Source organism: Salipiger sp. IMCC34102 (assembly GCF_004145405.1).
In the GTDB taxonomy this organism is placed as follows: domain Bacteria; phylum Pseudomonadota; class Alphaproteobacteria; order Rhodobacterales; family Rhodobacteraceae; genus Loktanella.
The window spans coordinates 659,715-683,851 of the sequence record NZ_SELQ01000002.1 but is presented as its reverse complement, the minus strand read 5'-3'; the positions used below and the strand labels follow the sequence as shown (position 1 = coordinate 683,851).

Sequence of the window (24,137 nt, the reverse complement as noted above, 5' to 3'; positions counted from 1 at the left end):
AGGTGCCTGTCAATCCCTGCGCCTGCACCAATTCTGCGGCCCTTCCGCTCTCGTAGAGCCGAGGCTAGATTGGGTTCATGTGCGGACGCATGGCGATCACCCTGCCTCACCAGGCGATGACGGAGGTCTTCGAGGCCACGGCCTCGAACGATCTGCCGGACGTGCCGAACTACAACGTCTGTCCCACCGTGCAGGTGCACGCCGTCACCAGCGCCGAAGGCACCCGGCGGCTGCGGTCCATGCGCTGGGGTTTCGTGCCGCATTGGTACGACACGCCCACCGACGGCCCATTGATCATAAACGCCCGCTCGGAGACGGTGGCGAAAAAACCTGCCTTTCGCGAAGCAGTGCGCGCGCGCCGCTGCCTGATCGTGGCCTCGGGGTTCTACGAATGGAAACGCGAGAAGGGAGAGACGCCGCAGCCCTGGTACGTCACCCGGGTCGACGGCGGGCCGATGGTCTTCGCCGGGATCTGGCAGGACTGGGCGCGCGGGGAGACGGCCCTGACCGGCTGCGCCGTGGTGACCTGCGAGGCCAATGCGGACATGGCCCCGATCCACGACCGCCTTCCGGTGATCCTCGACCCCGCCGACTGGCCGCTCTGGCTGGGCGAGGCGGGGCATGGTGCGGCGCCGCTCATGCGTCCGGCGGGAAAGGGGACATTGTCGTTCCGGCGCGTTTCGACCGCGGTCAATTCCAATCGCGCGCAGGGACCGGACCTGATCGCGCAGGTGGCATCCGGCGATTAGTATTCCAGTATGGCCGGTCTTTCGTACAGGACCGCGGGAAACATATCGCCGAGGCGGGAGTAGTGCGTCGGGTTTTCGCCGTCGCGGCATCGTTTCAGATTACCGTAGCGGTCGTAGCCGCAGTACAGGATGACGGCGAAGATCTCCTTGTTGTTGCCAAGCCGGGCAAGCTGATCCGTCTCTGCTCCGACGGGCATTCTAGATGACCATGTCAGGGCGCCCTGGTCGGTCGTGTAGAGCAGCCAGAGCTCGCGGTTCGATTCGTTGACGAAACAAACCCCCGTCGCGTCGTTGTGGTAGATCCTGGGCGGGAAGATGCCGCGGTTCTGGACGACGAAAACCTCGTCCGTCTGTCCGCAGGCCTGCGCCTGTGACATCGTCGGAAACAGCATCGTCGCCAGGGCGATCACCGTGTACAGCGCATGTATGGGTCGCATGGGGTCGTCTTCCGTCTGAGCATCGAACCGGTTCGAAATCATCGTAGATATGCCCGCGGAATGCGGCGAGAGTTGGGAGAGGACGTGTCCGCGAGCGTGTCGCGAGGCCTTCGCACCGGTCGAGGGCGTTGAACGGGCCACCAGTTCACCCGGGGGCCGGGTGATCGGTCCTCGTGACGGGTTTCGAGGGAGTTGCGTTGGTCAAGCTTCATCCCGAGCCCTCGCGATCAAGCTCTTGCCCACTCGGCTCTTGCCATCGCGCGAGGCTGCGCAGTATAGAAGCCCCAGCCCGAGCGGGCGTTGTGTAATGGTAAGACCTCAGCCTTCCAAGCTGATGATACGGGTTCGATTCCCGTCGCCCGCTCCAAATATCCCCCATTCGATACGGCTTTTCGCGTCTTGCGGTCCTTTCGTCGCGCCGCTGCACGCTTGTCATCGGCGGCGCGCCTGCCTATCCCGCTGCCAAAACGGATGGGACGACGATGGCCGAGGCTCCGAAATCGACCGACGCGGAACGCGCCAAATCACGCGACATGGGAGCGCTGCGGGCGCTCTGGCCGTTCCTGAAGCCTTACCGCGGGATGATCGCGCTGGCGCTGGGCGCCCTGGTCCTGACGGCCGTCGTCTCGCTGGTCATGCCGCTTGCCGTGCGCCGGGTCGTGGACAACTTCGACGGGTCCTCCGCCGTCTTGCTGGACCAGTATTTCGCCGCCGCCATGGGGATTGCCGTGCTGCTCGCCGTGGGGACGGCGCTGCGCTATTACTTCGTGACCCGGCTGGGCGAACGGGTCGTGGCCGATATCCGCACGGCCGTCTTCGACCGCACCGTGGGCATGTCGCCCGCCTTCTTCGAGCGGATCATGACCGGCGAGGTGCTGAGCCGCATCACCACCGACACCACGCTGATCCTGTCGGTCATCGGCTCGTCCGTCTCCGTCGCGCTGCGCAACGTGCTGCTTCTGCTGGGCGGTCTGGTGCTGATGATGTTCACCTCCGCCAAGCTGACGGGCCTGGTGCTGTTGCTGGTGCCCGCCGTCATCCTGCCCATCGTCCTGCTGGGCCGGCGGTTGCGGGTGCTCAGCCGGGAGAATCAGGACTGGATCGCGCAAAGCTCTGGCTCCGCCTCCGAGGCGCTCTTGTCGGTGCAGACGGTGCAGGCCTTCACCCACGAGGCGCTGTCGCGGCGCGCCTTCTGGAAGGTGACCGAGAAATCCTTCGACGCGGCGCGCAAGCGGATCGGGGTGCGGGCCTGGATGACGGCCATCGTGATCTTCCTCATTTTCGCGGGCGTCGTGGGGGTCCTGTGGATCGGCGCGCGCGATGTCCGCACCGAAGCGATGACCGTGGGCGAGCTGGTGCAATTCGTCATCTACGCGGTGATGGTCGCCGGCGCCGTGGGCGCCCTGACCGAGATCTGGTCCGAACTGCAACGCGCGGCGGGCGCCACCGAGCGGCTGGTCGAACTGCTCAACTCAGAGGACGCCGTGCGCGACCCCGCAGATCCGGCGCGCGTGGGGGACCTCACGCAGGGCCGCATCGAGTTCGACACGGTGACCTTCCGCTATCCCGGCCGGCCCTCGGTCGCGGCGCTCGACGACGTCACGCTGACGGTGGAGCCTGGAGAGACGGTGGCGCTCGTTGGGCCTTCGGGGGCGGGCAAGTCGACGATCATCCAGCTGTTGCAACGGTTCTACGACCCCACCGAAGGGCAGATCCGGCTGGGCGGCACGGATCTGCGCGCCATGGCCCGGGACGACTTCCGCCGCCAGATCGCGCTGGTCCCGCAGGATCCGGTGATCTTCGGCGATACCGCGCGCGAGAATATCCGCTTCGGGCGACCCGACGCCACCGATGCGGAGGTCGAGGCCGCCGCCCGCGCCGCCGCCGCCCACGATTTCCTGACCGCCCTGCCGGACGGCTACGACTCTTACGTGGGCGAGCGCGGCGTGATGCTGTCGGGCGGGCAGAAGCAGCGTATCGCCATCGCCCGCGCGATCCTGCGCGACGCGCCGATCCTGCTTCTGGACGAGGCGACCAGCGCGCTCGACGCGGAAAGTGAGCGGCTGGTGCAACGCGCCGTCGATCGGCTGGCCCGCAACCGCACCACCCTGATCGTCGCGCACCGGCTGGCCACCGTGAAGAAGGCCGACCGGATCGTCGTCTTCGAGGCCGGCCGCATCGTGGCCACCGGCACCCACGACAGCCTGGTCGCCGAAGGCGGCCTTTACGCGCGGCTCGCACGGCTGCAGTTCACCGAAGGGATGGCTGCCGAATAGTCTCACTTTTTCGTGGCGTCATGCTTGCACCTGCGCCGCGCTTTCGTCCATCGTCTGCAACAATGATACAAACCGGCGCCGCCGGGCCAAGTCGTCTTGGGAGGGACACCAATGGGGTACGCCGGAATCTCTGACCGTGAAGCGATCGAACAGGAAGCCCCCTGGGCCGACCGCGACATCGCGACCACCACCTTCGAGCAGCTGTCGCGCACCGCGGCGAAGTTTCCCGACCGGGCCGCGGTCACCTTCCAGTTGTTCTCGGGCCCCAAGGACCCCGAGGACACGCTGACCTGGTCGGAGCTCAAGGATCGCACCGCGCAGGTGGCGAACCTGTTCCGAAGCCTCGGGATCCGGGAAGGCGACGTGGTGGCCTTCATGCTGCCCAATTGTTCCGAGGCCGTGCAGACCTACCTGGGCGGTCAGGTCGCGGGCATCGTGAACCCGATCAACCCGCTTCTGGAGCCGCAGCAGATCGGCGCCATCCTTCGGGAGACCAAGGCCAAGGTCCTCGTGACCCTGCGCAGTTTCCCCAAGACCGACGTGGCCCAGAAGGCGGCGGAGGCCGTGGCGCTGGCGCCCAACGTCAAGCAAGTGATCGAGGTCGACCTGCACCGCTACCTGACGGGCGCCAAGAAGCTGATCGTGCCGCTCATCCGCCCCAAGAATCCGGTCGAGCACAAGGCCAAGGTCATCGCGTGGGACAAGGCGGTCGCCAAGCAGCCCAAAGAGCTGCAGTTCATGGACAGCCCGACCGACCGGGTCGCGGCCTACTTCCATACCGGCGGCACCACGGGCATGCCCAAGGTGGCGCAGCATCGCTACTCGGGGATCCTCTACAACGCCTGGCTGGGCGACCGCCTGCTGTTCAACGAGACCGACGTGCAGATCTGTCCCTTGCCGATGTTCCACGTCTTCGCGGCCATCGTCTCCCTGGGCTGTTCGCTGGGATCGGGGGCGCAGGTCGTCTTTCCGACCCCGCAGGGTTACCGGGGCGACGGCGTCTTCGACAACTTCTGGAAGCTGATCGAACGCTATCGCGTGACCTTCATGATCACCGTGCCCACGGCCATGTCCGCCCTGATGCAGCGCAAGGTGGATGCCGACATCTCCTCTCTGAAGCTGGCGTTCTGCGGCTCTGCGCCTTTACCGCTGGAACTCTACCGCCGGTTCGAGGAGGCCGCGGGGGTGACGATCTGCGAAGGCTACGGCCTGACGGAGGCGACCTGCCTCGTGTCGATCAACCCGCCGGAGGGGACGAAGAAGGTCGGATCCATCGGACTCGCCTTTCCCTACACGGACGTGCGGATCATGTCGGTCGAGACCCACGCGCCCTGCGGCGTCGACGAGATCGGCGAGATCTGCGTCTCCAACCCCGGGGTGTCGCAGGGCTACACCTATACGGAAGCCGACAAGAACAAGAACCTCTACTACGATGACGACAACGGCAAGCCGACCTACCTGCGCACCGGTGATCTCGGCCGCATCGACGCGGACGGATATTTGTGGATCACGGGGCGCGCCAAGGACCTGATCATCCGCGGCGGTCACAACATCGACCCCGCCGAGATCGAGGAGGCCCTCGCCGGTCACGAGGCGGTGGCATTCGCGGGCGCCATCGGGCAGCCGGACAGCCACGCGGGCGAGTTGCCTTGCGCCTACGTCGAACTGGTGGAAGGCGCGACCGTCACCGAAGCCGACCTGATGGAATACGCCAAGGGCAAGATCAACGAGCGCGCGGCCTATCCCAAGCACCTGGAGATCCTGCCGGAGCTGCCGAAGACGGCGGTGGGCAAGATCTTCAAGCCCGATTTGCGCAAGCGTGCGATCACCCGCGTCTTCGACACCGCGCTGGAGGCGAAGGGCGTTCCCGCCCGCGTCCAGGAGGTCGTCGAGGACAAGAAGCGCGGACTCGTGGCCCGGGTGGCGGCAAACGGCGCAACGCAAGACGACGTCAGCGCGGTGCTATCGGAATACACGGTCGCCTGGGATATGGCAGAGTAACGACGGGCGAAGCGGCTGGCGCGCGCCCGGGAATCACGGGGACCGCGTCATGCGCATCATTTCTCAATTGCCTCTTCGCCTGATCATGGCGGCCGTCACCCTCGCGCTGGGCCTTTCCGCCTGTTCGGCGCAAAGCGTCGATGCCCTCAACAACCGGATCGCCGCCGTGCCGGACGCCCCTGCACGACCGGGCGCCGCGCGCGACGGGCAATCGGCGGCGCTGACCTCGCTTTTGTGCGGCGCCGGGCTTTGCACCGACCGACGGCCTGCCCCCACCTCGGAGCCTTACGTGATCTCTCGCGATGGTGGCGGTCAGATCATCAGCGCCGAGGCCGACCGCGAGATGCTGCGCCAATGGGGCAAGCGGGTGGAAATCCGCGGGTCCTGCCGGTCGGCCTGCGTGATCTTCACCACGCTGCCCAACGCCTGCCTGGGGCCCAAGTTGCGCATCGGCTTCCACAGCGCCAGCGTGAACCGCGGGTTCGTCGGCAACCAGCAGATCGCCAAGTACCTGCGCGCGGGCGTGCGCGACCGGTTCGAGCGGGAATGGCAGAACGTGCCCAACGACCAGATCGTCTACATCACCGCCACGGAATACAAGGCGCTGGACCCGCAGGTGCGGATCTGCGGGCGCGACTGAGGACCGAGCGTCAGAAGGTCGGCGGCGTGCAGGCGCTGATGACCACGCATTCCGTGTCGGAGGTATTGCGGAACCGGTGGGGCAGGCGGCTGTCGAAGAGATAGCCGTCGCCTTCGTCCAGAACCTGCACCGCGCCATCGACGGTGACCTCGATCCGGCCCCGCACGACGATGCCCGCCTCTTCGCCGGTATGTTGCAGGAACTCGGGTCCGGTGTCGGCGCCGGGGGGATAGGTCTCGTGCAGGATCTGCAGGCTGTGCTCCGCCGCGCGGCCCAACTGGCGCAGGGACACCGGCGGGCCGGTGGCCCCGTCCTGGGGGGCGATCTCGCGGAACTGGTCGGCGGTGTAGAAATGGCGCGGTCCCGCTTCGGCTTCGAGCGGCGCGAAGAAGTCGGCCATCGAGATCGGGAAGGCGTCGAGCAACGATTTCAGCGAGGCGACGGAAGGCGAGCTGCGGTTCTTCTCGATCAGGGAGATGGCGCCGTTGGTCAGGCCCGCGCGGCTGGCCAGTTCGCGCTGGGACAGCCCGTGATCCTCGCGCAGCTGGCGCAGCCGTTCCCCGATGTCCATGTGCCGAAACCCCGTCCAGATCCGACATCCGACAGACTGCAGACGACACCGGAAAACAAGGGGCAACAGCGGCGCTGCAATAAGCGTTGACAAGAATATTAAACGGGCGTCATGCATATTCAACGCCGCCCTTTGCCCGCGAAAGGATTCCTCGCATGGCCCAGAAGAAAACGCAGACCAGAACCGCCGCATCCAAGGCAGGTGACGCGACCGCGACGCCGGAGCTGAAGGTCGTCCCCACGATGCCGCACGAGGCGCAGACCAACGCCGAGTTGCTGCGCCGCAGGCAGGCCGCGGTGCCGCGCGGTGTCGCATCGGCAGCCCCCGTCTTCGCGAGCTTTGCAGAGAACGCGGAAGTCTGGGACGTCGAGGGCAATCGCTACATCGACTTCGTGGGCGGCATCGCGGTGCTCAACACCGGTCACCGGCATCCGAAGGTCGTGGCCGCCGCCAAGGCGCAGGAAGACCTGTACACCCACACCTCGTTCCAGGTGATGCCCTATGCGCCCTACATCGAGCTGGCGGAGCGTCTGAACGACCTTGCCCCGGGTGAGCACGCCAAGAAGACGCTGCTGGTCACCACCGGCGCCGAAGCGGTCGAGAACGCGGTGAAGATCGCGCGCGCCGCCACGGGCCGCCCCGGGGTTATCGCCTTCACCGGCGGCTATCACGGCCGCACGCTTCTCACGCTGGGCATGACTGGCAAGATCAGCCCCTACAAGAAGGACGTGGGCCCGTTCCCCACGGATATCTACCGCGCACCGCTCCCGTCCGTGCGGGACGGCATCAGCGTGCAGGACGCGCTGACGGGGCTGAAGAACCTGATGCTGACCGACGCCCAGCCCGAACGCATCGCCGCCATCATCATCGAACCCGTGCTGGGCGAGGGGGGCTACGTTCCCGTGCCGTCCGAGATGATGCAGGCGTTGCGTGCGCTGTGCGACCAGCACGGCATCCTGCTGATCGCGGATGAGATCCAGGCGGGTTTCGGCCGCACCGGCAAGTGGTTCGCCATCGAGCACACCGGCGTCGTCCCCGACCTGATCACCGTCGCCAAGTCCATGGCGGGCGGCTACCCGGTCGCCGGTGTCATCGGCCGGGCCGAGGTCATGGACGCGATGGCCCCCGGCGGTCTGGGCGGCACCTATGGCGGCAACCCCGTCGCCTGTGCCGCGGCACTGGCTGCCATCGACGCGATCGAGGAAGAGGGCCTGCTCGACCGCTCCACGCAGATGGGCGAGATGTTCAAGCAGCGCTTTGCCGAGATCGGCGCGCGTGCCGCACCTTACCGGCTGTGGGATATCCGCGGCCTCGGCGGCATGGTCGCGGTCGAATTCGTGACCGACTTCGCCAGCGCCACCCCCGATCCCGACCTGACCAAACGGGTCGTGGCCCATGCGCTCGACCGCGGGCTGGTACTGCTGTCCTGCGGCCTGCACGGCAACGCGCTGCGGATCATGGTGCCGCTCACCGCCTCCGACGCGATCCTCGAAGAGGGGCTCGCGATCTTCGAAGCGGCGTTGACCGCCGCGGTGGCTGAACAGACCGCCTGACGGCGCCGCCGGACGGATGATGACGGGGCGGACCCTGGCGGTTCGCCCCGACGTCGTCCTTGTGTGGCGGTTTAACTTCCCCCCGGCAGGCTGTATGCCGTGCCCACCGCGCATTCCGCGCGACAAGAGACAAGATCATGACACCTTTTGCGATTGCCGGCGTGCAGATGTACGTCCAGGCCCTTCAGCCCAATGTCGAGGGAATGATCCAGCGGCTCGACGTGCTGATGGCGCGTTTTCCCTGGACCCAGATGGTGCTGTTCTCGGAACTGGCGCCTTTCGGGCCCCTGGACAAGTTCGCCGTCCCGGCCGAGAACGAGACGCTGGACCGCTTCTGCGAGGCCGCGCGCAAGCACCGGGTCTGGCTGATCCCCGGCTCGATGTTCATCCGGCACGAGGACGGGCGGATCCTCAACACCTCCTTCGTCATCAACCCCGAGGGCGAGGTGATCCGCCGCTACGCCAAGATGTTTCCGTTCCGGCCCTACGAGGCGGGCATCGCCGCGGGGACCGAGTTCTGCGTCTTCGACGTGCCCGAGGTCGGCCGCTTCGGCCTGTCGATCTGCTATGACATGTGGTTCCCCGAAACGACGCGCCAGTTGACCGCGCAAGGCGTGGAGGTGCTGCTGCACCCGGTCCTCACGGGGACCACCGACCGCGATGCGGAGCTTGCCATCGCGCGGGCGACGGCGGCGCAGTTCCAATGCTACGTCATCGACGTGAACGGGTTGGGCGCGGGTGGCGTGGGCAAGTCCTGCGTGGTGGACCCCACCAGCATGGTCCTGCACCAGTCCGCGGGGCAGGAGGACATGTTCCCGATCGAGATCGACATGGCCATGGTCCGCCGCCAGCGCGAGACGGGCATGAAGGGCCTGGGCCAGGTGCTGAAGTCGTTCCGCGACCGCGACGTCGAATTCTCGGTCTACGATCGCGCCTCCGGCGTGGACGGCTTCCTCAACACGCTCGGGCCGCTGGAAATTCCCCAGCAGGGGTCGCGCGCCGGCCTGCACGTTGACCCGGTGTCGCAGGCGGCGGCACCGCTCGACTACCCGGCCCCCCAGCCGGGTGTTGCAGCGGGCGGCAACCTGCCGCAAGGTAGGACCGAACAATAACAAGAGATTGCAGTCGACTGCGCGGCGACCCTCGTCGCGGCGCATCGGCCGCGACAGCCGGGGGACGCCGATGACGACCGTGACCGACTACTACTCCGCAATCCAGCTTCGATCCGACTGGTGGAGTAGCCTGAGGGAAGTCACGGCCCAGCTTTCGCGCGACGCTCCGGCGAAGATCTCTCCGATCATGCGCAGCCGGGCGGAGGAGCTCTTCGACCAGCTCTCCGAGATCGAGCCCTACTGGGCCTTCCCGGGCATGCAGGTCTTCGACCAGATGCGCCGCCAGCTCGAGCATAATAGTTTCACCGAACTGGCCTATGCCGTGCACCGCTGCGCGCGGGCGCTGACCACCGGCGCGTACCGGACCCGGCACATTCCGCTCGATCACCTCGACACCGGCGAGCGCGAGGAGCACGACGACGAGGCGCTCCTGTCGCCCGAAGTGCGCGCGATGACCAAGCCTTACTTCGAGGTGCTGATCGTCGACGAGGTCAACGACAGCCAGGAGCGCTGGCTGAAGTCCAACGTCCATTCGATGCGCCGCCCGGAGGACGCCTTCATCTACGAGGCGGTCGTCGTGCCCTCGGTCGAGGATGCGCTGATCGCAGTCCTCTTCAACCACAACATCCAGGCCATCGTGGTGCGCCCGGGCGTCACCTTGCGCTCCGAACGCGAGCATCCGATCCTGGGGCGGATCCTGGAAGGCATCGCCGATATCGGCCAGCTCGACGATCTGGAGACGCAGGAATACGGGCCGGCGCTGTGCCGGCTCATCGACGACGTGCGCCCCGAACTCGACGCCTACCTTGTCACCGAACGGTCGGTGGAGGCGATCGCCGGCACCGAACTGGGGGTCTGCCGCCGGGTTTTCTACAACCAGGAAGACTTCCTCGAACTGCACCTCAACATCCTGCGCGGTGTCCAGGCCCGCTACAAGACCCCCTTCTTCACGGCCCTGACCGAGTATTCCCAGCAGCCCACCGGCGTCTTTCACGCCATGCCGATCAGCCGCGGCAAGTCGATCACCCGCAGTCACTGGATCCAGGACATGGGCGCCTTCTACGGGCCCAACATCTTCCTGGCGGAAACCTCGGCCACGTCCGGCGGCCTCGACAGCCTGCTGGAACCGCACGGACCCATCAAGGAAGCGCAGGAACTGGCGGCGCGCGCCTTCGGGTCGAAACAGACGTTCTTTGCCACCAACGGCACATCGACCTGCAACAAGATCGTCGTGCAAGCCCTTGTCAGGCCTGACGATATCGTGCTGGTCGACCGGGACTGCCACAAGTCGCACCACTACGGCATGGTGCTGGCGGGCGCGCAGGTCTGCTACCTCGACAGCTATCCGCTCAACGAATACTCGATGTACGGTGCGGTGCCGTTGCGCGAGATCAAGAAGCAGCTTCTGGACCTCAAGGCGGCGGGCAAGCTCGACCGGGTGCGGATGCTCTTGCTGACGAACTGCACCTTCGACGGCATCGTCTACAACGTCGAGCGGGTGATGGAGGAATGCCTCGCCATCAAGCCCGATCTCATTTTCCTGTGGGACGAGGCGTGGTTCGCCTTCGCGCGGTTCAACCCGACCTACCGCAAGCGGACCGGCATGCGGGCGGCCAACAAGATGCGCGCGCGGTTCAAGACCGAAGAGCACGCGCGGGCCTACGAGGTTCAGCAAAAGCGGCTGGCCAGCGCTTCGGACGCGGACCTTCTGGATACGCGGCTGGTGGCCCCGCCCGATGCCCGGGTCCGGGTCTACACCACGCAGTCGACGCACAAGACGCTGACCTCGCTGCGACAGGGGTCGATGATCCACGTCAACGACAGCGACTTCAAGGGCGAGGTGGAGCAGGCCTTCCACGAGGCCTACATGACCCATACCTCGACTTCGCCCAATTACCAGATCATCGCTTCGCTCGACGTGGGCCGTCGGCAGGTGGAACTGGAGGGGTTCGAATTCGTCCAGCGCCAGCTCGAGGCCGCGATGGCGATGCGGCGGTCGATTTCCACCCATCCGCTCTTGTCGAAGTACTTCAAGGTGCTGACCGTCGGTCACATGATCCCCGCCGAATACCGCGAAAGCGGGACGGAGATGTATTACGACCCCGACCGCGGCTGGGTCGACATGCTGGACGCCTGGCAGAACGACGAATTCGTGCTCGACGCGACCCGCGTGACGCTGGCCGTGGGCGGCACGGGATGGGACGGGGACACGTTCAAGACCCAGATCCTGATGGATCGCTACGGCATCCAGATCAACAAGACCTCGCGCAACTCTGTCCTGTTCATGACCAACATCGGAACTACCCGCTCCTCGGTCGCCTACCTGATCGAGGTTCTGGTGGAGATCGCCAAGTCGCTCGACGACCTGCTCGACGATGCCTCCAAGATGGAGAAGCTGGGCTTCGATCGCCGGGTCAAGAACCTGACGGAGAACTACCCGCCGCTCCCTGACTTCAGCCGTTTCCACCCGGCCTTCCGCGCAAGCGAGGACACGCCGGAGGGCGACATCCGTTCGGCCTACTACCTGGCCTACGACGAATCTTCTTGCGATTACCTGGACTTGGACGGCAGTCTTTATCAGGCACTCGAAGACGGTCGCGAAGTCGTCTCGGCCTCCTTCATCATTCCCTATCCGCCCGGGTTCCCGATCCTCGTGCCGGGACAGGTCGTCAGCCGCGAGATCCTGGCCTTCATGCGGGCGCTCGACGTGAACGAGATCCACGGTTACCGCGCCGACCTCGGCCTGCGGGTCTTCACGCCCGAAGCGTTGGCGAACCTGACCAAGGCGATGCCCGCCCGGGTCGAGAAGGCGCCGGAGGGCAAGTCCGAAAAGCCGTCCAAGCAAGCTTCGAAATCCAAACCCGCTGCCGAATAATCCTTCAGGAGGACCACCATGCCCAAAGCCGTTCTACAGAACATCTCGGACATCAGGCGGTTCTTTCACCGCAACGAGGAGCCGGTCTATTTCGTCTCGGCCACCAACTTCAACCTGTTGGGGCTGGACGAATGGGTGAAGAATTTCAAGTACATCACCTATATCGACTGCTACGGCGGCAAGCATCCCAACGTGTTTTGCCCCTCAGAGCAGCCGCATGCCGAGTTCCAGTCGATCGAGGACATCAACAACTACCTGCTGCAGCACAAGGAGGTCGTGGACCTCATCACGCGCCGCGGTGGCAAGCCGAAGTTCGTCTTCCTGATGTTCGACGAGGAGACCGAGCGGTTGGTCAAGGAGTTGGGCGGCGAGATCTGGTTTCCCAAGGCCAAGCTGCGCACCAAGATGGACAACAAGATCGAGACCGTGCGCATCGGCAACAAGGCGGGCGTGCCTTCGGTGCCGAACACGCTGGCCGAGGTCAAATCCTACGAGGACCTGCGCGCCATCTGCGAGAAGGCCGGCATCGGCCATGACCTCGTGCTGCAATCGGCGTTCGGCGACAGCGGTCACACGACCTTCTTCATCAAGTCCGAGGAGGATTTTCGCCGACACGAGCACGAGATCGTGGGCGAGGGCGAGATCAAGATCATGAAGCGGATCGACTGCCGCGGCTCCGCGATCGAGGCCTGCGCGACTAGCCAGGGCACCATCGTCGGCCCGCTGATGACGGAACTGGTCGGTTTCAAGGACCTCACCCCCTACCGCGGTGGCTGGTGCGGGAACGAGATCCTGGCCACGGCCTTCCCACCGAAAGTGCGCCAGCAGGCCCGCGATCTGACCTTCAAGTTCGGTGAACAGCTGCGCAAGGAAGGCTATCGCGGCTACTTCGAACTCGACTTCCTGATCGACAAGAAAACCGGCGATCTGTGGCTGGGAGAGTTGAACCCGCGGATCACCGGGGCGTCGTCGATGACGAACCACGCGGCCTTCGCCCATGCCGATGCGCCGCTCTTCCTGTTCCATCTACTGGAATTCAGCCGCAAGAAGTTCAACCTCGACGTGGACGAGCTCAACGCCCGCTGGTCCGACCCCGACATGATCGACGGCTGGTCCCAGATGGTCATCAAGCATACCAAGGACGAAGTCGACATCTGCACCGAGGTGCCAGAGACGGGCATCTACAAGATGACGGACGACGGGCAGGTGGTCTTCGACCGCTTCGACTATCACCGCAGGGCGGTGGAATCCGAGAACGAATGCTTCTTCCTGCGGATCCTGCAACCGGGCGACTACCGTTACGAAGGGGCCGATATCGGCATCCTGGTGACGCGCGGCCGGTCGATGACGAAGAACTTCCAGCTCAACGACCGGGCCAAGAAGTGGATCCACGGCATCAAGAAGGAGGTCGCGGGCAAGGCCCTGCCGGTCGCCGGTGCCGGTCCCGTTACGGCCGATCCGCCCTTCAAGATCATGTAGATGCTTTGGCGCGCGCTTTCAGAAGATCAGCCCGGCCCGCAATGGGCCAGGCTGTTCGCCGAATATTGGCCGGCCTACGACGACTGGTGGAGCCGCGAGGGCCTGCACGCGCGTGCGACCTACACTGAATCCCGTCGCGCCCTGACCCGGCACATGCCCGAACTGGTGCCGCTCTACGACCGGTTGTGCGACCTTGCGGGCGGCGGCGACCGGGCGGCGCGCTTCCTGTCGTTCTGGAACCCGCCTGCCTATCTCTCGGGCTGCAGCCAGGCGATCTGGCCAGGGCCGGAACCGGTCATGGTGCGCAACTACGACTACGACAGCCGCTACTTCGACAGCCTGATCCTGCGCACCGCCTGGGACGGGCGGGTGGTCATGGGAGTCTCCGACGGATTGTGGGGGCTGGTCGACGGGATCAACGACGCAGGGCTCGCCGTGTCGCTCACCTTCGGCGGGCGCAACGTGGTGGGCCGCGGCTTCGGCGTGCCGCTCATCCTGCGCTACGTTCTGCAGACCTGCACCACCACGGCAGAGGCCGCCGCGGCCTTGGCGCGGATCCCCAGCCACATGAGCTACAACGTCACCGTGCTCGATGCGGGGCGCCATTACGTGACCGCGATGATGGGTCCCGGACGCGAGACGGTCATCACCAACAACGCGGTCGCGACCAACCACCAGGAAAACGTCGAATGGATCTCTCATGCGAGGTTCACCGCGACGGTCGAACGCGAACGGTTCCTGCTGCAACGCCTGACCCTGCACCGCGAACCGCAGGACGCCTTCATCCAGGCGTTCCTGAAGCCGCCGCTCTACTCGACGTCCTTCTCGAAAGGGTTCGGCACGCTCTACACGGCCGTCTACCGCCCCCGCCTGCGCGAGATGGAGATCCGCTGGCCCGGGACGGTCTGGCCCATGTCGATGGACGCCTTCGTGAACGCGGGCCGCCGGATCACGATCCCCGAAGCTTCGTAAGGCCCCCCGTCCGGCATCCACCCGGATTTCGACCGGACGCGCGCGCGGCTCCTCTTCATCTGGCAAGTTAAACTCTGGGGAGCCGACGCATGGCGTCGGCGGGGCGAAGCCCCGACCGGCGGCACGCCGGTTCCGCCATGATTGCAAATCTGTATAGCGCCCGACAGGTTCCCGACAGGCGGCCCGCCTATCTACGCTTCAGAACAGATCACTGGAGCATCCCATGACACGCACGAAATTCCTCGCCGGCACCACCGCCATCGCGCTTCTGCCCGCCACGGCCTTCGCCGTGCCCGAAGGCGGTTACGGCGACCTCGTCGAGCGGCTGAATCCCGCCGTCGTCTTCATCGAGGTGAGCGGCACCACCGGCGGCCCCTCGCTGGAAGAGAGCCTGCCCGAAGGTTTCCCGCGCGAGGAACTCGAACGCCGGTTCGGCCCGCTCTTCCCCGAACGGGGGCAGGAGCGCGCACGGCAAGGCCTCGGCTCGGGGTTCATCATCGAAGAGGACGGCCTGATCGTCACCAACAACCACGTGGTCGAGAACGCCGACACCGTCACGGTCAAGCTTGCCGACGGTACCGAGTACGAGGCCGAGGTGCTGGGCACCGACCCGTTGACCGACCTGGCCGTCCTGGACATCGAGGCCGAAGATCTGACCACGGTGGAATGGGGTACCAGCGCCGACGTGCGTCCTGGTGACGAGGCCCTGGCCATCGGCAATCCCTTCGGGCTGGGCGGGACCGTGACCTCCGGCATCGTCTCGGCGGTGTCGCGCGACATCCGCTCGGGGCCCTACGACGACTACATCCAGACCGACGCCGCGATCAACCGGGGCAACTCGGGCGGTCCGCTCTTCAACGCGGATGGCGAGGTGATCGGCGTGAACACGATGATCTTCAGCTCCGGCGGCGGATCGGTGGGCATCGGTTTCGCTGTCCCGTCGGACCTGGCGCAGGACGTGGTGGCGGACCTTGTGGACGATGGCAGCATCGCGCGTGGCTGGCTGGGCGTGCAGATCCGCCCGATGACCGAGGAGATCGCCAACGTGCTGGGCTATGACGGCCCGACAGGCGCGGTGATCGAGATGGTCTCGAACGACAGCCCCGCCGCCGAGGCCGGGTTGCGGGAAGGGGACATCATCCTCGACTTCGCGGACACCGAGATCATCGACGTGCGCGACCTGACCCGCGCCGTGGCCGATGTCGCACCCGACACCACGGTCGAGGCGGTGGTCCTGCGCCGCGGCGACGAGGAAACCATCGAGGTGACCGTCGGCGACATGACCGACCGCACCATGTAAGCCATTCGCGGCGGCTCCTGCGCCGCCGCGTCCTCGGCCCGCCCCCCAGATGCACTGACGCGGGCCGAACTGGCCCCGGCGCGCCCTCGCGGGCCTGCGCCGGGGCCTTTTTCTTGGCTTTTCGCCCAGGCTCCCCCATCTAGACGTGACGGACATGCACGGGACGGACATGAAAATTCTGGTGGTCGAAGACGATCCCACGACAGGATCCTACATCGCGCGCGGTCTGCGCGAAGAGGGGCACAGCGTCGATCACGTGGACAACGGACGCGACGGGCTGGTGCAGGCCACCGGGTCGGACCACGACGTGTTGATCGTCGACTGGATGCTGCCCGAAATCGACGGTCTGACGCTGGTGCAGACCCTGCGCGGCGCGGGCAACCGGACGCCGGTCCTGTTCCTGACGGCGATGGGCCAGGTCGAGGACCGGATCGCGGGCCTGAACGCGGGCGCCGACGATTACCTCGTGAAACCTTTCGCCTTCGGCGAGCTTTCCGCACGTATCAACGCGCTGGCCCGCCGCCCGCGCACGCTGGCGCAGGAGACCGTGCTGACTGCCGGCGATCTTTCGATGGATCTGGTCACGCGCGAGGTCACGCGCGCGGGCCAGCGGATCGACCTTCTGCCCCGCGAATTTGCGCTGCTCGAACACCTGTTGCGCCGCAAGGGTCGGGTGCAGACGCGAACCATGCTGCTGGAGGCCGTCTGGGACATCAGCTTCGATCCGCAGACGAACGTGGTGGAAACCCACGTCAGCCGGTTGCGTGCCAAGGTCGATCGGCCTTTCGAGACCGAGCTGATCAAGACCGTCCGCGGCGCGGGCTACCGGATCGAGGCGTGAGGCAGCGCATCGCGAGCCTTCTGCGCGCCTCTCCGGTGAGGTTGGCGCTGGGACTGGTCGCCCTCTTCGCGCTGATCAGCGCGGCCTCGCTCGCGGCCAGCTACACCGCCACCGCGCGGGCACTCGACCAGCAGATGCGGCAACAGTTGCGGCAGGACCTCGCCGGTTTCCGGGCCGCGCCCTCGGCGCCCGCACTGGCGGCGCTCGTCGCGGGCGAGGCGCGGGCCACGGATCCTGCCCGGGTCGTGCTGTCCTACGTCGCGCCGAGCGGCCGGCATTTCGGCAACGGGCGGCTCGACCGCGACGAGGAAGGCTACGTTCTGACCACGCTGGAGGACCCGGTCACGCCCATCGACGGCAACTACCTCGCGCTCACGACGCGCGAACACCGCGGCCTGCTGACCGTCGCGCGCAGCCGGGCCGAAATCGACCAGCTTTTCGGCACTTATCGCACCATTGCCCTGCTGTCGCTTCTGCCGACGCTGGTGGTAGCGCTTGGCGCGGGGCTGGTCATGGCCCGCCGATCGGCGCGCCAGGTGGACCGGGTGGGGCGGACGCTGGACCGGCTGACCTCCGGCGATCTGTCCGCGCGGGTGCGCCCGACACCGGCCTGGGTCGAGGACCTTCGCCGGGTGGGTCACGGCATCGACCGCATGGCCGCCGCCCAGCAGACCGCGCACGAAAGCCTGCGGCAGGTGTCCTCCGACGTGGCGCACGATCTCAAGACGCCGATCCAGCGGATCTCGGTCCGGCTCGACGAGCTGGGGCAGACCGACCTGGACCCCCAAGGGCAGGCGCTGGTCGAACTGGCGCAGGCGGATGTCGCCGGGGTGGTCTCGGTCTTCCAGTCGCTTTTGCAGATCGCGCAGATCGAGGCGGGCACGCCCCGGTCCCGATTCCGCACGGTTGATCTGGTGCCCTTGGTCGAGACCTTCGCGGATCTCTATGAACCCGCCGCCGCGGAGAGCGGTCAGACGCTCGAAACCGATATCTCCATCGACGACGCGAAGGTGACCGGGGACCCCGACCTGATCGGCCAGATCCTTGCGAACCTGATCGAGAATGCGCTCAGACACACGCCGCCGGGGTCCCGTATCGTGCTGGGTCTGCACCGAAGGGACGGCCGCACGGTTCTTGGCGTCTCGGACGATGGGCCGGGCATCCCGGACGACGAACGCGAGAAGGTCCTTCGCCGCCTCTACCGCCTGGACCGCAGTCGCAACAAGCCGGGCAGCGGGCTGGGGTTGAGCCTCGTCTCGGTCATCGCGGACCTGCACGACGCCCCGCTGCGCCTCGAAGATGCCAACCCGGGATTGCGGGTCACGGTGTCGTTTCCCCCGCAAAGGAAGGGCGAGGAAACAACCCGGTAGATCGGGAATGAGGCCGTGGTCGATCTTCGGTTGAGCCCGGAGCGTTTCGCAGGGGTTCCATAGGTAGTCCGTGCTGACGGACTGCGCCCAAGACCGATACGGGGGGCGATCGGACGTCGTCGCGTTATCGGCGTCGGCAAAGTGCTATAACATCAAAAGAATGAGTGGTGGGCGACCCTGGAATCGAACCAGGCGTGCGTCTCCGCGAGGGAGTTACAGTCCCCTGCCACACCTTGCGGCCTGTCGCCCACTGGCGGCGGGAATAGCTGCCCGGTTTTGGGGCGTCAATACCCGAATGGCGGGAAAGCGACCCGGGCTTGTGAAGGCGGGTCCGAAGCGCCAGATAGGGCGCAAAGAGGGGTCCGGACATGAAGAAACCGAAGTGGGTAATTGCCAAGGAACAGGACAAGCGGGCGGCAGCGGCCGAGACCGTCTGGCTGTTCGGCCTGCATGCCGTGCGCGATGCCCTCGCCAATCCGCGACGCGTGAAGTTGCGGCTCGTGGTGACGCGCAATGCGGCCGCCCGGCTGGAGGAGGCGATCGCGCAAAGCGGGATGGAGCCCGAGATTTCCGACCCGCGCAAATTCGCGGCGCCGATCGATCCGGGCTCGGTCCACCAGGGGGCCGCGCTGGAGGTGAAGGCGCTCGATTGGGGAAGCCTGGCCGACATCGCGCTGGGGGAGGGGCCTTTGCCCGCGCGGATCGTCCTTCTGGACCGCGTGACCGATCCGCATAACGTGGGGGCCATCCTGCGCTCGGCCGAGGTCTTCGGCGCGCGCGCCGTGGTCGCGGTGCAGCGGCACGCCGCCCCCGAAACCGGGGCGCTGGCCAAGACCGCCTCCGGCGCGCTGGAGCGGCAACCTTACCTGCGGGTGCGTAACCTGGCCGATGCGATGGTCGAACTGCGGGACATGGGGTTCCTGGTTCTGGGGCTGGACGGAGAGGCCGAGACCGACATCGAGACGGCGGTCGAGGGCAAGCGGGACCGGCCCATCGCGCTGGTGATGGGCGCGGAAGGCCCCGGACTGCGCGAGAAGAGCCGCGAGACCTGCGATGCGCTGGTGCGGCTTCCCGCGGCGGGGGGATTCGGATCGCTCAACGTGTCGAACGCGGCGGCGGTGGCGCTCTACGCGGTGCGCGGATGAGCGGAACGAAGATCGCGACCTGCTGCTATTGCGGCACGCGGGCGGCCTTGGTGCTGCGCGGAGAAACCCGGCACGAGTTGGCCTGCGCACAATGCGGCGCGCCCTTGCATGATCTGAAGATGATGCCCAGCGGGGCCGGGGGGACTCCTGCGCGCACCGCAAGCCCCGCCCACCCCGCGCGCACCGCAAGCCCCGCCCACCCCGCGCGGACCTTGCGCGCGACCCACCAGAAGCCGCGCAAGACCAAGCGTAAGAAAGGCCTTGGCTGGTACGTGATGAAGGGCCTCAGCGAGGTGATCGACGAGGTCTTCGACTGAGGCCGTTTCACCTCTTTGCGAGGGGGGTGGCGCAATCGCCCGCTCTGCGGCAGGATGTCGCGATCTGGATGGGGGACGATGCATGCTGAACCGGCGCAAGGCCTTGGGACTAGGCGTGGCGGCCTGCCTTCTCCCCGCGCGGGTCCTTGCCGCGACGGACGTCGTGATGGCGGTCGACGGGGTGGCGCTGGGCGGTATCGACCCCTTGTCCTACTGGCTCGACGGGGAACCGCGGCTTGGCGATCCCACCCATCGTATCCTGTGGCGGGACGCCATGTGGCATTTTGCCGACAGCGACCGGCTTGCGGCCTTCGAGCGCAACCCGAGGGGACTTTCCCCGGCCTACGGCGGATATTGCGCCTACGCCTTGTCGCAAGGTATCGTCGTCGCGTCAGATCCGGAGGTCTTCAGCATGGTCGAAAATCGCCTGTTCCTGAACCAGACCCATCTGATTCGCCAGGCCTGGCTGTCGGACGTGCCCGGACATGTCGCCTCCGCCGATGCCAACTGGCCGCAGATCCTTGGTTGATTTGACCGACACCGCGCTGCGCGACCTGCTCACGTCGGTGAAGACCATCGCGGTCGTCGGGGTCTCGGCCAATCCGGTGCGGCCCAGCTATTTCGTCGCGCGCTATCTGCAACTGCGCGGCTACCGGGTCATTCCGGTCAACCCCGGTCTCGCAGGGCAGGAGCTGTTCGGGGAAAAGGTGCGGGCCACGCTGTCCGATTGCCCGGACGAAGTGGACATGGTCGACATCTTCCGCAAGCCGGAGGCGGTGCCGGCCCTCGTGGACGAGGCGCTGGCCCGCTGGCCCGACCTGTCGGTGATCTGGATGCAGATCGGCGTCACCCACGAGGCGGCGGCCGAGACCGCCCGCGCCCGCGGCGTCACCGTGGTGCAGAACCGCTGCCCGAAGATCGAGTACCAGCGCCTGTTCCAAGAGTTGCGGATGGGCGGCTTCAACACCGGACGCATCTCGTCGAAGCTGTCATGAAAAAGGGCGACCCGACGGCCGCCCCCTGATCCGTTCACAGGTCCGCTTTACTGAACGCGGACCCAGTTCTGGCTGGCGCAGATCAGACCGCCCGCGACGCAACCCTGAAGCCGCAGCGCATTGCCGGACACCTGCATCTTGCCGGTATAGGTCTTGCCGTTCGACGGCCGGAAGACCTGTCCCGCGTAGGTGCCGTCACCGTTTGGCGCCATGTTGCGGACGATCTGGAGGCCGATGTTCGGCGATTCGTAGGGCGTGCCGTCGGCCTGGTAGCTGCGCACGATGGTGCCGCAGACGGCGCCGCCGCAGGGGACCACGTCGACATGGGCGAAGGCGCCATCGTCGACTTCGGTCTGCCAGGTGCCGAGGGCGGCGTCCTGGGCCTGGGCGGCGGTGGCGATCAGAAGGGCCGCGGTGGCGGCGATCAGGCGGTGCATGGTGGGTCTCCTCCCCGGTGTTGCCGGTCAAGCAAAGGCCAACCCCGCGAGTCGATCAAGCGTAACGTGGGGTCGGTTGCATTTCCGCCTTGCGCGGGCCAGAAGCAGCGCGACTGGACAAGGGCCTCAGCTATGATCCTCTACCCCGCCATCGACCTCAAGGACGGGCAGGCCGTGCGGCTTGTCCACGGCGAGATGGACCGCTCGACCGTGTTCAACGACGACCCCGCGGCCCAGGCCCGCAGCTTCGTCGAGGCGGGTTGCGAATGGCTGCATCTCGTGGACCTCAACGGCGCCTTCGCGGGCACCCCGGTGAACGCCGCCCCGGTGGAGGCGATCCTGGCGGCCTGCAAGGTGCCGACCCAGCTTGGCGGTGGCATCCGCGACATGGCCACGATCGAACGCTGGCTGGACCGCGGCCTGACCCGCGTGATCCTGGGCACCGTCGCGGTGGAGGACCCGGACCTCGTCCGCGAAGCCGCGCGCACCTTCCCGGGCCAGGTGGCGGTGGGGCTCGACGCGCGCAACGGTCTCGTCGCCACCCGCGGCTGGGCAGAGGAGACGGACGTGCGCGTGACCGATCTTGCCCGGTCGTTCGAGGACGCGGGCATCGCCGCGATCATCTACACCGACATCCTGCGGGACGGCGCGATGAAGGGCCCGAACGTCACCGCGACGGCGGACCTGGCCCGGGCCGTGGATATCCCGGTCATCGCCTCGGGCGGCGTGTCGTCGCTGGCGGATCTGCAGGCCCTGCGCGACACCGGCGTCATCGCAGGCGCGATTTCCGGCCGCGCGCTCTACGACGGGGCGCTCGACCTTGGCGACGCCCTGTCGGCCCTTCGCGCCGCTCAATAATTCGGCAGCTGCCGGCCCTCGGCGGCCGCCTCCGCGATAAGAGCGATGCGCTTCTTCCGGGTTCGTTCGGTCTTCGCGGCCTTGAGAAACCGCAGGACATTGCGGCGGTAGGACGGGGCGGCGGCGGCGAACCACGCGGCGGCGTCTCGCGCCTCCAGATCGGATTGCAGGTCCGCCGGAATGACGAGGGCATCGACGTCCGCATCGGCCATCCATGTAGAGGCGTCTTATGCAGCCTTGACCGCGGCAGGCCCTGCGGGACGCATCCTGCCCGCCTCCGTCAGACGTGCGACGCGCTTCCGGTAGGTCCGGGTCCAGCGCTGGTGACGACGTGGAGAGATAAGCTGCATGGTGCGCCCGTCGTCGCGCGCCGCGCGACGCCCGTCGATCCAGCCATAGGCGAGAAGGGCGTCCAGGACAGCATCACGGCTGAGATGGGGGCCAGCACCCTTCTTCCAGGTGACCAGCCAGACGCTGTCGTCCTGCCCATGATGACGGTCGAGCCAGTCGTGCAATTGCGCCTCTGTCTCGAGCGGGACCTGCGCGAAGCGATCGGGGTCCACGGCTATTCGAAGGCCTGGTCCGTCAACGAAAGCAATGCGCTTTCCATGGTATTGACGTAGTCCGCCAGGGGGTCGATCCCGAAACCTTCGAACATGTCCGAGACGTCCTCGTAGGCCACATGGACGTCACCGTCGGGGCCCTCGTAGACCAGTACGCGCAGCGGCAGGACGAGGCCTGCCTGAATATCGTCCTGCATCGCCTGCGTGCCAAGCTGGGGATTGCCGAAGATCAGCAGCTGCGACGGGACCAGTTCCATGTCCACGGCCTCTGCGCCGGCGGTATGATCGACACGGGCGAACACGGTTGCGCCGGCCTCTTCGACGGCGGTCTCCAGCGCGTCCATCGTGTCGGGCACCGATTTCAGCGACTGGACCGTCCGGATTTCCGCGGCGGCGGGGCTGGCGAGGGCGAGAAGCAGGGCGGTTGCACGAAACATGGCGTATCCTTTTCAATCTTACGGCGGACCAACCCCGGGGGAGATGCGGGGTTCCTCTCGGGCGGGGTGCGCGCTATGACGCACCCATGCTGAAGACACGCATCATTCCCTGCCTCGATGTCGCGAAGGGCCGCGTGGTCAAGGGCGTGAACTTCGTCGGCTTGCGCGACGCGGGCGACCCGGTGGACGCCGCCATCGCCTACAACGCCGCCGGCGCGGACGAGCTGTGTTTCCTCGACATCATGGCCACGGAAGAGAACCGCGGAACCATGTTCGACCTCGCCACCCGCACGGCGGAGGCCTGCTTCATGCCGCTGACCATCGGCGGGGGGGTGCGGACCCATGTTGACGTGCGCAACCTGCTGCTGGCGGGGGCCGACAAGGTCAGCTTCAACTCCGCCGCCGTGGCCAATCCCGACGCCGTGACGGAGGCCGCCTTGCGTTTCGGCAGCCAATGCATCGTGGTCGCGATCGACGCCAAGACGGTGGAACCCGGCCGCTGGGAAATCTTTACCCACGGCGGCAGGCGGGCCACCGGCATCGACGCGGTGGAGTTCGCGCGCAACATGGCCGAGAAAGGTGCCGGGGAGATCCTGCTGACGGCGATGGACAACGACGGTGTGCGCGACGGCTACAACCTGCCGCTCACCCGCGCGGTCTCGAGCGCGGTGGACATTCCGGTCATCGCAAGCGGCGGGGCCGGGACGCTCGACCACCTCGTCGAAGGCGTGACCATGGGCGGGGCCAGCGCCGTGCTCGCCGCCTCCATCTTCCACTTCGGCACCTACACGATCCAGGCCGCGAAGGACCACATGGCCGCCGCCGGTATCCCCATGAGGCTGCAATGACGCTGGACGACCTTTACGCCACCATCCTGTCCCGCAAGGGAGCCGACCCCGAGGGGAGCTGGACCGCCAAGCTCCTGTCGAAAGGCCCCGCGAAGACGGCCGAGAAATTCGGCGAGGAGGCCATCGAGGCGATCATCGAGGCCGCCCGCGGCGACCGCGCCGCCCTCACGACCGAGGCCGCCGATGTGCTCTACCATTTCCTCGTGATGCTCGCCGCCAGCGACGTGGCGCTCGAGGACGTCATGGCCGAGCTCGACCGCCGCCAAGGCACCTCCGGACTTGCCGAAAAGGCCGCGCGCCCGAAAGTTTGACGCGCGCCCCGGATCGCGGATCCCCGGCTTCTTCTGGCCAGAAATATCCC

At 66.6% G+C, this 24,137-nt stretch carries 25 protein-coding genes and 2 tRNA genes; 20 read left to right on the top strand and 7 right to left on the bottom strand.

What is annotated here, in order from left to right; translation table 11 throughout:
- Positions 1 to 77 precede the first annotated feature (77 nt).
- Positions 78 to 749 carry an SOS response-associated peptidase gene (locus EU805_RS07665; protein ID WP_129763346.1) on the top strand — a complete coding sequence of 224 codons (672 nt, stop codon included), beginning with the start codon at positions 78 to 80 and terminating at the stop codon, positions 747 to 749.
- Here EU805_RS07665 and EU805_RS07660 read toward each other — a convergent pair.
- A complete protein-coding gene (locus EU805_RS07660; RefSeq protein WP_129763345.1) occupies positions 746 to 1,186 on the bottom strand; it encodes a hypothetical protein in 441 nt (146 codons plus the stop codon). The genes EU805_RS07665 and EU805_RS07660 overlap by 4 nt on opposite strands.
- Positions 1,187 to 1,479: 293 nt before the next feature.
- Here EU805_RS07660 and EU805_RS07655 point away from each other — a divergent pair.
- From EU805_RS07655 to EU805_RS07640, 4 genes are all read left to right on the top strand, one after another.
- Positions 1,480 to 1,553 (top strand) — tRNA-Gly (locus EU805_RS07655).
- A 115-nt stretch (positions 1,554 to 1,668) separates the two neighbouring features.
- Complete coding sequence (locus EU805_RS07650) at positions 1,669 to 3,462, top strand: ABC transporter transmembrane domain-containing protein (protein WP_129763344.1); 1,794 nt, start codon at positions 1,669 to 1,671, stop codon at positions 3,460 to 3,462.
- Positions 3,463 to 3,573: 111 nt separating this feature from the next.
- A complete protein-coding gene (locus EU805_RS07645; protein WP_129763343.1) occupies positions 3,574 to 5,463 on the top strand; it encodes an acyl-CoA synthetase in 1,890 nt (629 codons plus the stop codon).
- A 49-nt stretch (positions 5,464 to 5,512) separates the two neighbouring features.
- The gene (locus EU805_RS07640; RefSeq protein ID WP_129763342.1) at positions 5,513 to 6,103 is read left to right on the top strand and encodes a hypothetical protein; all 591 of its coding nucleotides are present in this window, start codon (positions 5,513 to 5,515) and stop codon (positions 6,101 to 6,103) included.
- 10 nt (positions 6,104 to 6,113) lie between these two features.
- On the opposite strand, the gene EU805_RS07635 is transcribed toward EU805_RS07640, so the two are convergent.
- A complete protein-coding gene (locus tag EU805_RS07635; RefSeq protein WP_129763341.1) occupies positions 6,114 to 6,674 on the bottom strand; it encodes a cupin domain-containing protein in 561 nt (186 codons plus the stop codon).
- Between the two features lie 242 nt (positions 6,675 to 6,916).
- Here EU805_RS07635 and gabT point away from each other — a divergent pair, with 242 nt between their 5' ends.
- The 8 genes from gabT (at position 6,917) to EU805_RS07595 (ending at position 18,176) form a co-directional block, all read left to right on the top strand.
- Entirely contained in the window at positions 6,917 to 8,227 is a 1,311-nt protein-coding gene (gene gabT, locus EU805_RS07630; protein WP_129763403.1) for a 4-aminobutyrate--2-oxoglutarate transaminase, read from the top strand.
- Positions 8,228 to 8,364: 137 nt separating this feature from the next.
- Positions 8,365 to 9,339: a carbon-nitrogen hydrolase family protein gene (locus tag EU805_RS07625; RefSeq protein ID WP_129763340.1), complete on the top strand. Its 975-nt coding sequence runs from the start codon at positions 8,365 to 8,367 to the stop codon at positions 9,337 to 9,339.
- Between the two features lie 70 nt (positions 9,340 to 9,409).
- A complete protein-coding gene (locus EU805_RS07620) occupies positions 9,410 to 12,214 on the top strand; it encodes an aminotransferase class I/II-fold pyridoxal phosphate-dependent enzyme (protein ID WP_129763339.1) in 2,805 nt (934 codons plus the stop codon).
- A gap of 18 nt (positions 12,215 to 12,232) precedes the next feature.
- Positions 12,233 to 13,693: a biotin carboxylase gene (locus EU805_RS07615; protein WP_129763338.1), complete on the top strand. Its 1,461-nt coding sequence runs from the start codon at positions 12,233 to 12,235 to the stop codon at positions 13,691 to 13,693.
- Positions 13,694 to 14,665 (top strand): C45 family autoproteolytic acyltransferase/hydolase, encoded by a 972-nt coding sequence (locus EU805_RS07610; protein ID WP_129763337.1) that lies wholly within the window; start codon positions 13,694 to 13,696, stop codon positions 14,663 to 14,665.
- Positions 14,666 to 14,888: 223 nt separating this feature from the next.
- Positions 14,889 to 15,965 (top strand): S1C family serine protease, encoded by a 1,077-nt coding sequence (locus tag EU805_RS07605; RefSeq protein WP_129763336.1) that lies wholly within the window; start codon positions 14,889 to 14,891, stop codon positions 15,963 to 15,965.
- 169 nt (positions 15,966 to 16,134) lie between these two features.
- A complete protein-coding gene (locus tag EU805_RS07600) occupies positions 16,135 to 16,806 on the top strand; it encodes a response regulator transcription factor (RefSeq protein ID WP_129763335.1) in 672 nt (223 codons plus the stop codon).
- Positions 16,803 to 18,176 carry a HAMP domain-containing sensor histidine kinase gene (locus EU805_RS07595; protein WP_129763334.1) on the top strand — a complete coding sequence of 458 codons (1,374 nt, stop codon included), beginning with the start codon at positions 16,803 to 16,805 and terminating at the stop codon, positions 18,174 to 18,176. The genes EU805_RS07600 and EU805_RS07595 overlap by 4 nt, the downstream gene beginning before the upstream one ends.
- Before the next feature lie 165 nt (positions 18,177 to 18,341).
- Here EU805_RS07595 and EU805_RS17410 read toward each other — a convergent pair.
- Positions 18,342 to 18,425, bottom strand: a tRNA-Tyr gene (locus EU805_RS17410).
- A 119-nt stretch (positions 18,426 to 18,544) separates the two neighbouring features.
- On the opposite strand from EU805_RS17410, the gene rlmB reads away from it, so the two are divergent.
- The 4 genes from rlmB (at position 18,545) to EU805_RS07575 (ending at position 20,633) form a co-directional block, all read left to right on the top strand.
- Entirely contained in the window at positions 18,545 to 19,321 is a 777-nt protein-coding gene (gene rlmB / locus EU805_RS07590) for a 23S rRNA (guanosine(2251)-2'-O)-methyltransferase RlmB (protein ID WP_129763333.1), read from the top strand.
- Entirely contained in the window at positions 19,318 to 19,638 is a 321-nt protein-coding gene (locus tag EU805_RS07585; protein WP_129763332.1) for a hypothetical protein, read from the top strand. Before rlmB ends, EU805_RS07585 begins: the two co-directional genes overlap by 4 nt.
- An 82-nt stretch (positions 19,639 to 19,720) precedes the next feature.
- The gene (locus EU805_RS07580; RefSeq protein ID WP_129763331.1) at positions 19,721 to 20,167 is read left to right on the top strand and encodes a YHS domain-containing (seleno)protein; all 447 of its coding nucleotides are present in this window, start codon (positions 19,721 to 19,723) and stop codon (positions 20,165 to 20,167) included.
- Positions 20,160 to 20,633, top strand: coding sequence for a CoA-binding protein (locus EU805_RS07575; protein WP_242494086.1), 474 nt, complete (start codon positions 20,160 to 20,162; stop codon positions 20,631 to 20,633). The genes EU805_RS07580 and EU805_RS07575 overlap by 8 nt, the downstream gene beginning before the upstream one ends.
- A gap of 47 nt (positions 20,634 to 20,680) precedes the next feature.
- Here EU805_RS07575 and EU805_RS07570 read toward each other — a convergent pair whose 3' ends face one another.
- Complete coding sequence (locus tag EU805_RS07570; RefSeq protein WP_129763329.1) at positions 20,681 to 21,070, bottom strand: DUF2147 domain-containing protein; 390 nt, start codon at positions 21,068 to 21,070, stop codon at positions 20,681 to 20,683.
- A gap of 132 nt (positions 21,071 to 21,202) precedes the next feature.
- Between EU805_RS07570 and hisA the strand changes: the two genes are divergently transcribed.
- Positions 21,203 to 21,928: a 1-(5-phosphoribosyl)-5-[(5-phosphoribosylamino)methylideneamino]imidazole-4-carboxamide isomerase gene (hisA, locus tag EU805_RS07565; RefSeq protein ID WP_129763328.1), complete on the top strand. Its 726-nt coding sequence runs from the start codon at positions 21,203 to 21,205 to the stop codon at positions 21,926 to 21,928.
- On the opposite strand, the gene EU805_RS07560 is transcribed toward hisA, so the two are convergent.
- Genes EU805_RS07560 through EU805_RS07550 form a run of 3 tightly spaced genes read right to left on the bottom strand, consistent with a single transcriptional unit; the run spans position 21,922 to position 22,928 of the window.
- On the bottom strand, positions 21,922 to 22,140 hold the full coding sequence (locus EU805_RS07560) for a YdeI/OmpD-associated family protein (RefSeq protein ID WP_129763327.1): 219 nt from the start codon (positions 22,138 to 22,140) through the stop codon (positions 21,922 to 21,924). The two genes, hisA and EU805_RS07560, sit on opposite strands and share 7 nt — an antisense overlap.
- 15 nt (positions 22,141 to 22,155) lie before the next feature.
- Positions 22,156 to 22,491 carry a YdeI family protein gene (locus EU805_RS07555; protein ID WP_129763326.1) on the bottom strand — a complete coding sequence of 112 codons (336 nt, stop codon included), beginning with the start codon at positions 22,489 to 22,491 and terminating at the stop codon, positions 22,156 to 22,158.
- A 2-nt stretch (positions 22,492 to 22,493) separates the two neighbouring features.
- On the bottom strand, positions 22,494 to 22,928 hold the full coding sequence (locus EU805_RS07550) for a DUF302 domain-containing protein (protein ID WP_129763325.1): 435 nt from the start codon (positions 22,926 to 22,928) through the stop codon (positions 22,494 to 22,496).
- Positions 22,929 to 23,014: 86 nt separating this feature from the next.
- Here EU805_RS07550 and hisF point away from each other — a divergent pair, with 86 nt between their 5' ends.
- Complete coding sequence (gene hisF, locus EU805_RS07545; protein ID WP_129763324.1) at positions 23,015 to 23,776, top strand: imidazole glycerol phosphate synthase subunit HisF; 762 nt, start codon at positions 23,015 to 23,017, stop codon at positions 23,774 to 23,776.
- Positions 23,773 to 24,087: a phosphoribosyl-ATP diphosphatase gene (locus tag EU805_RS07540; protein WP_129763323.1), complete on the top strand. Its 315-nt coding sequence runs from the start codon at positions 23,773 to 23,775 to the stop codon at positions 24,085 to 24,087. Before hisF ends, EU805_RS07540 begins: the two co-directional genes overlap by 4 nt.
- Positions 24,088 to 24,137 lie beyond the last annotated feature (50 nt).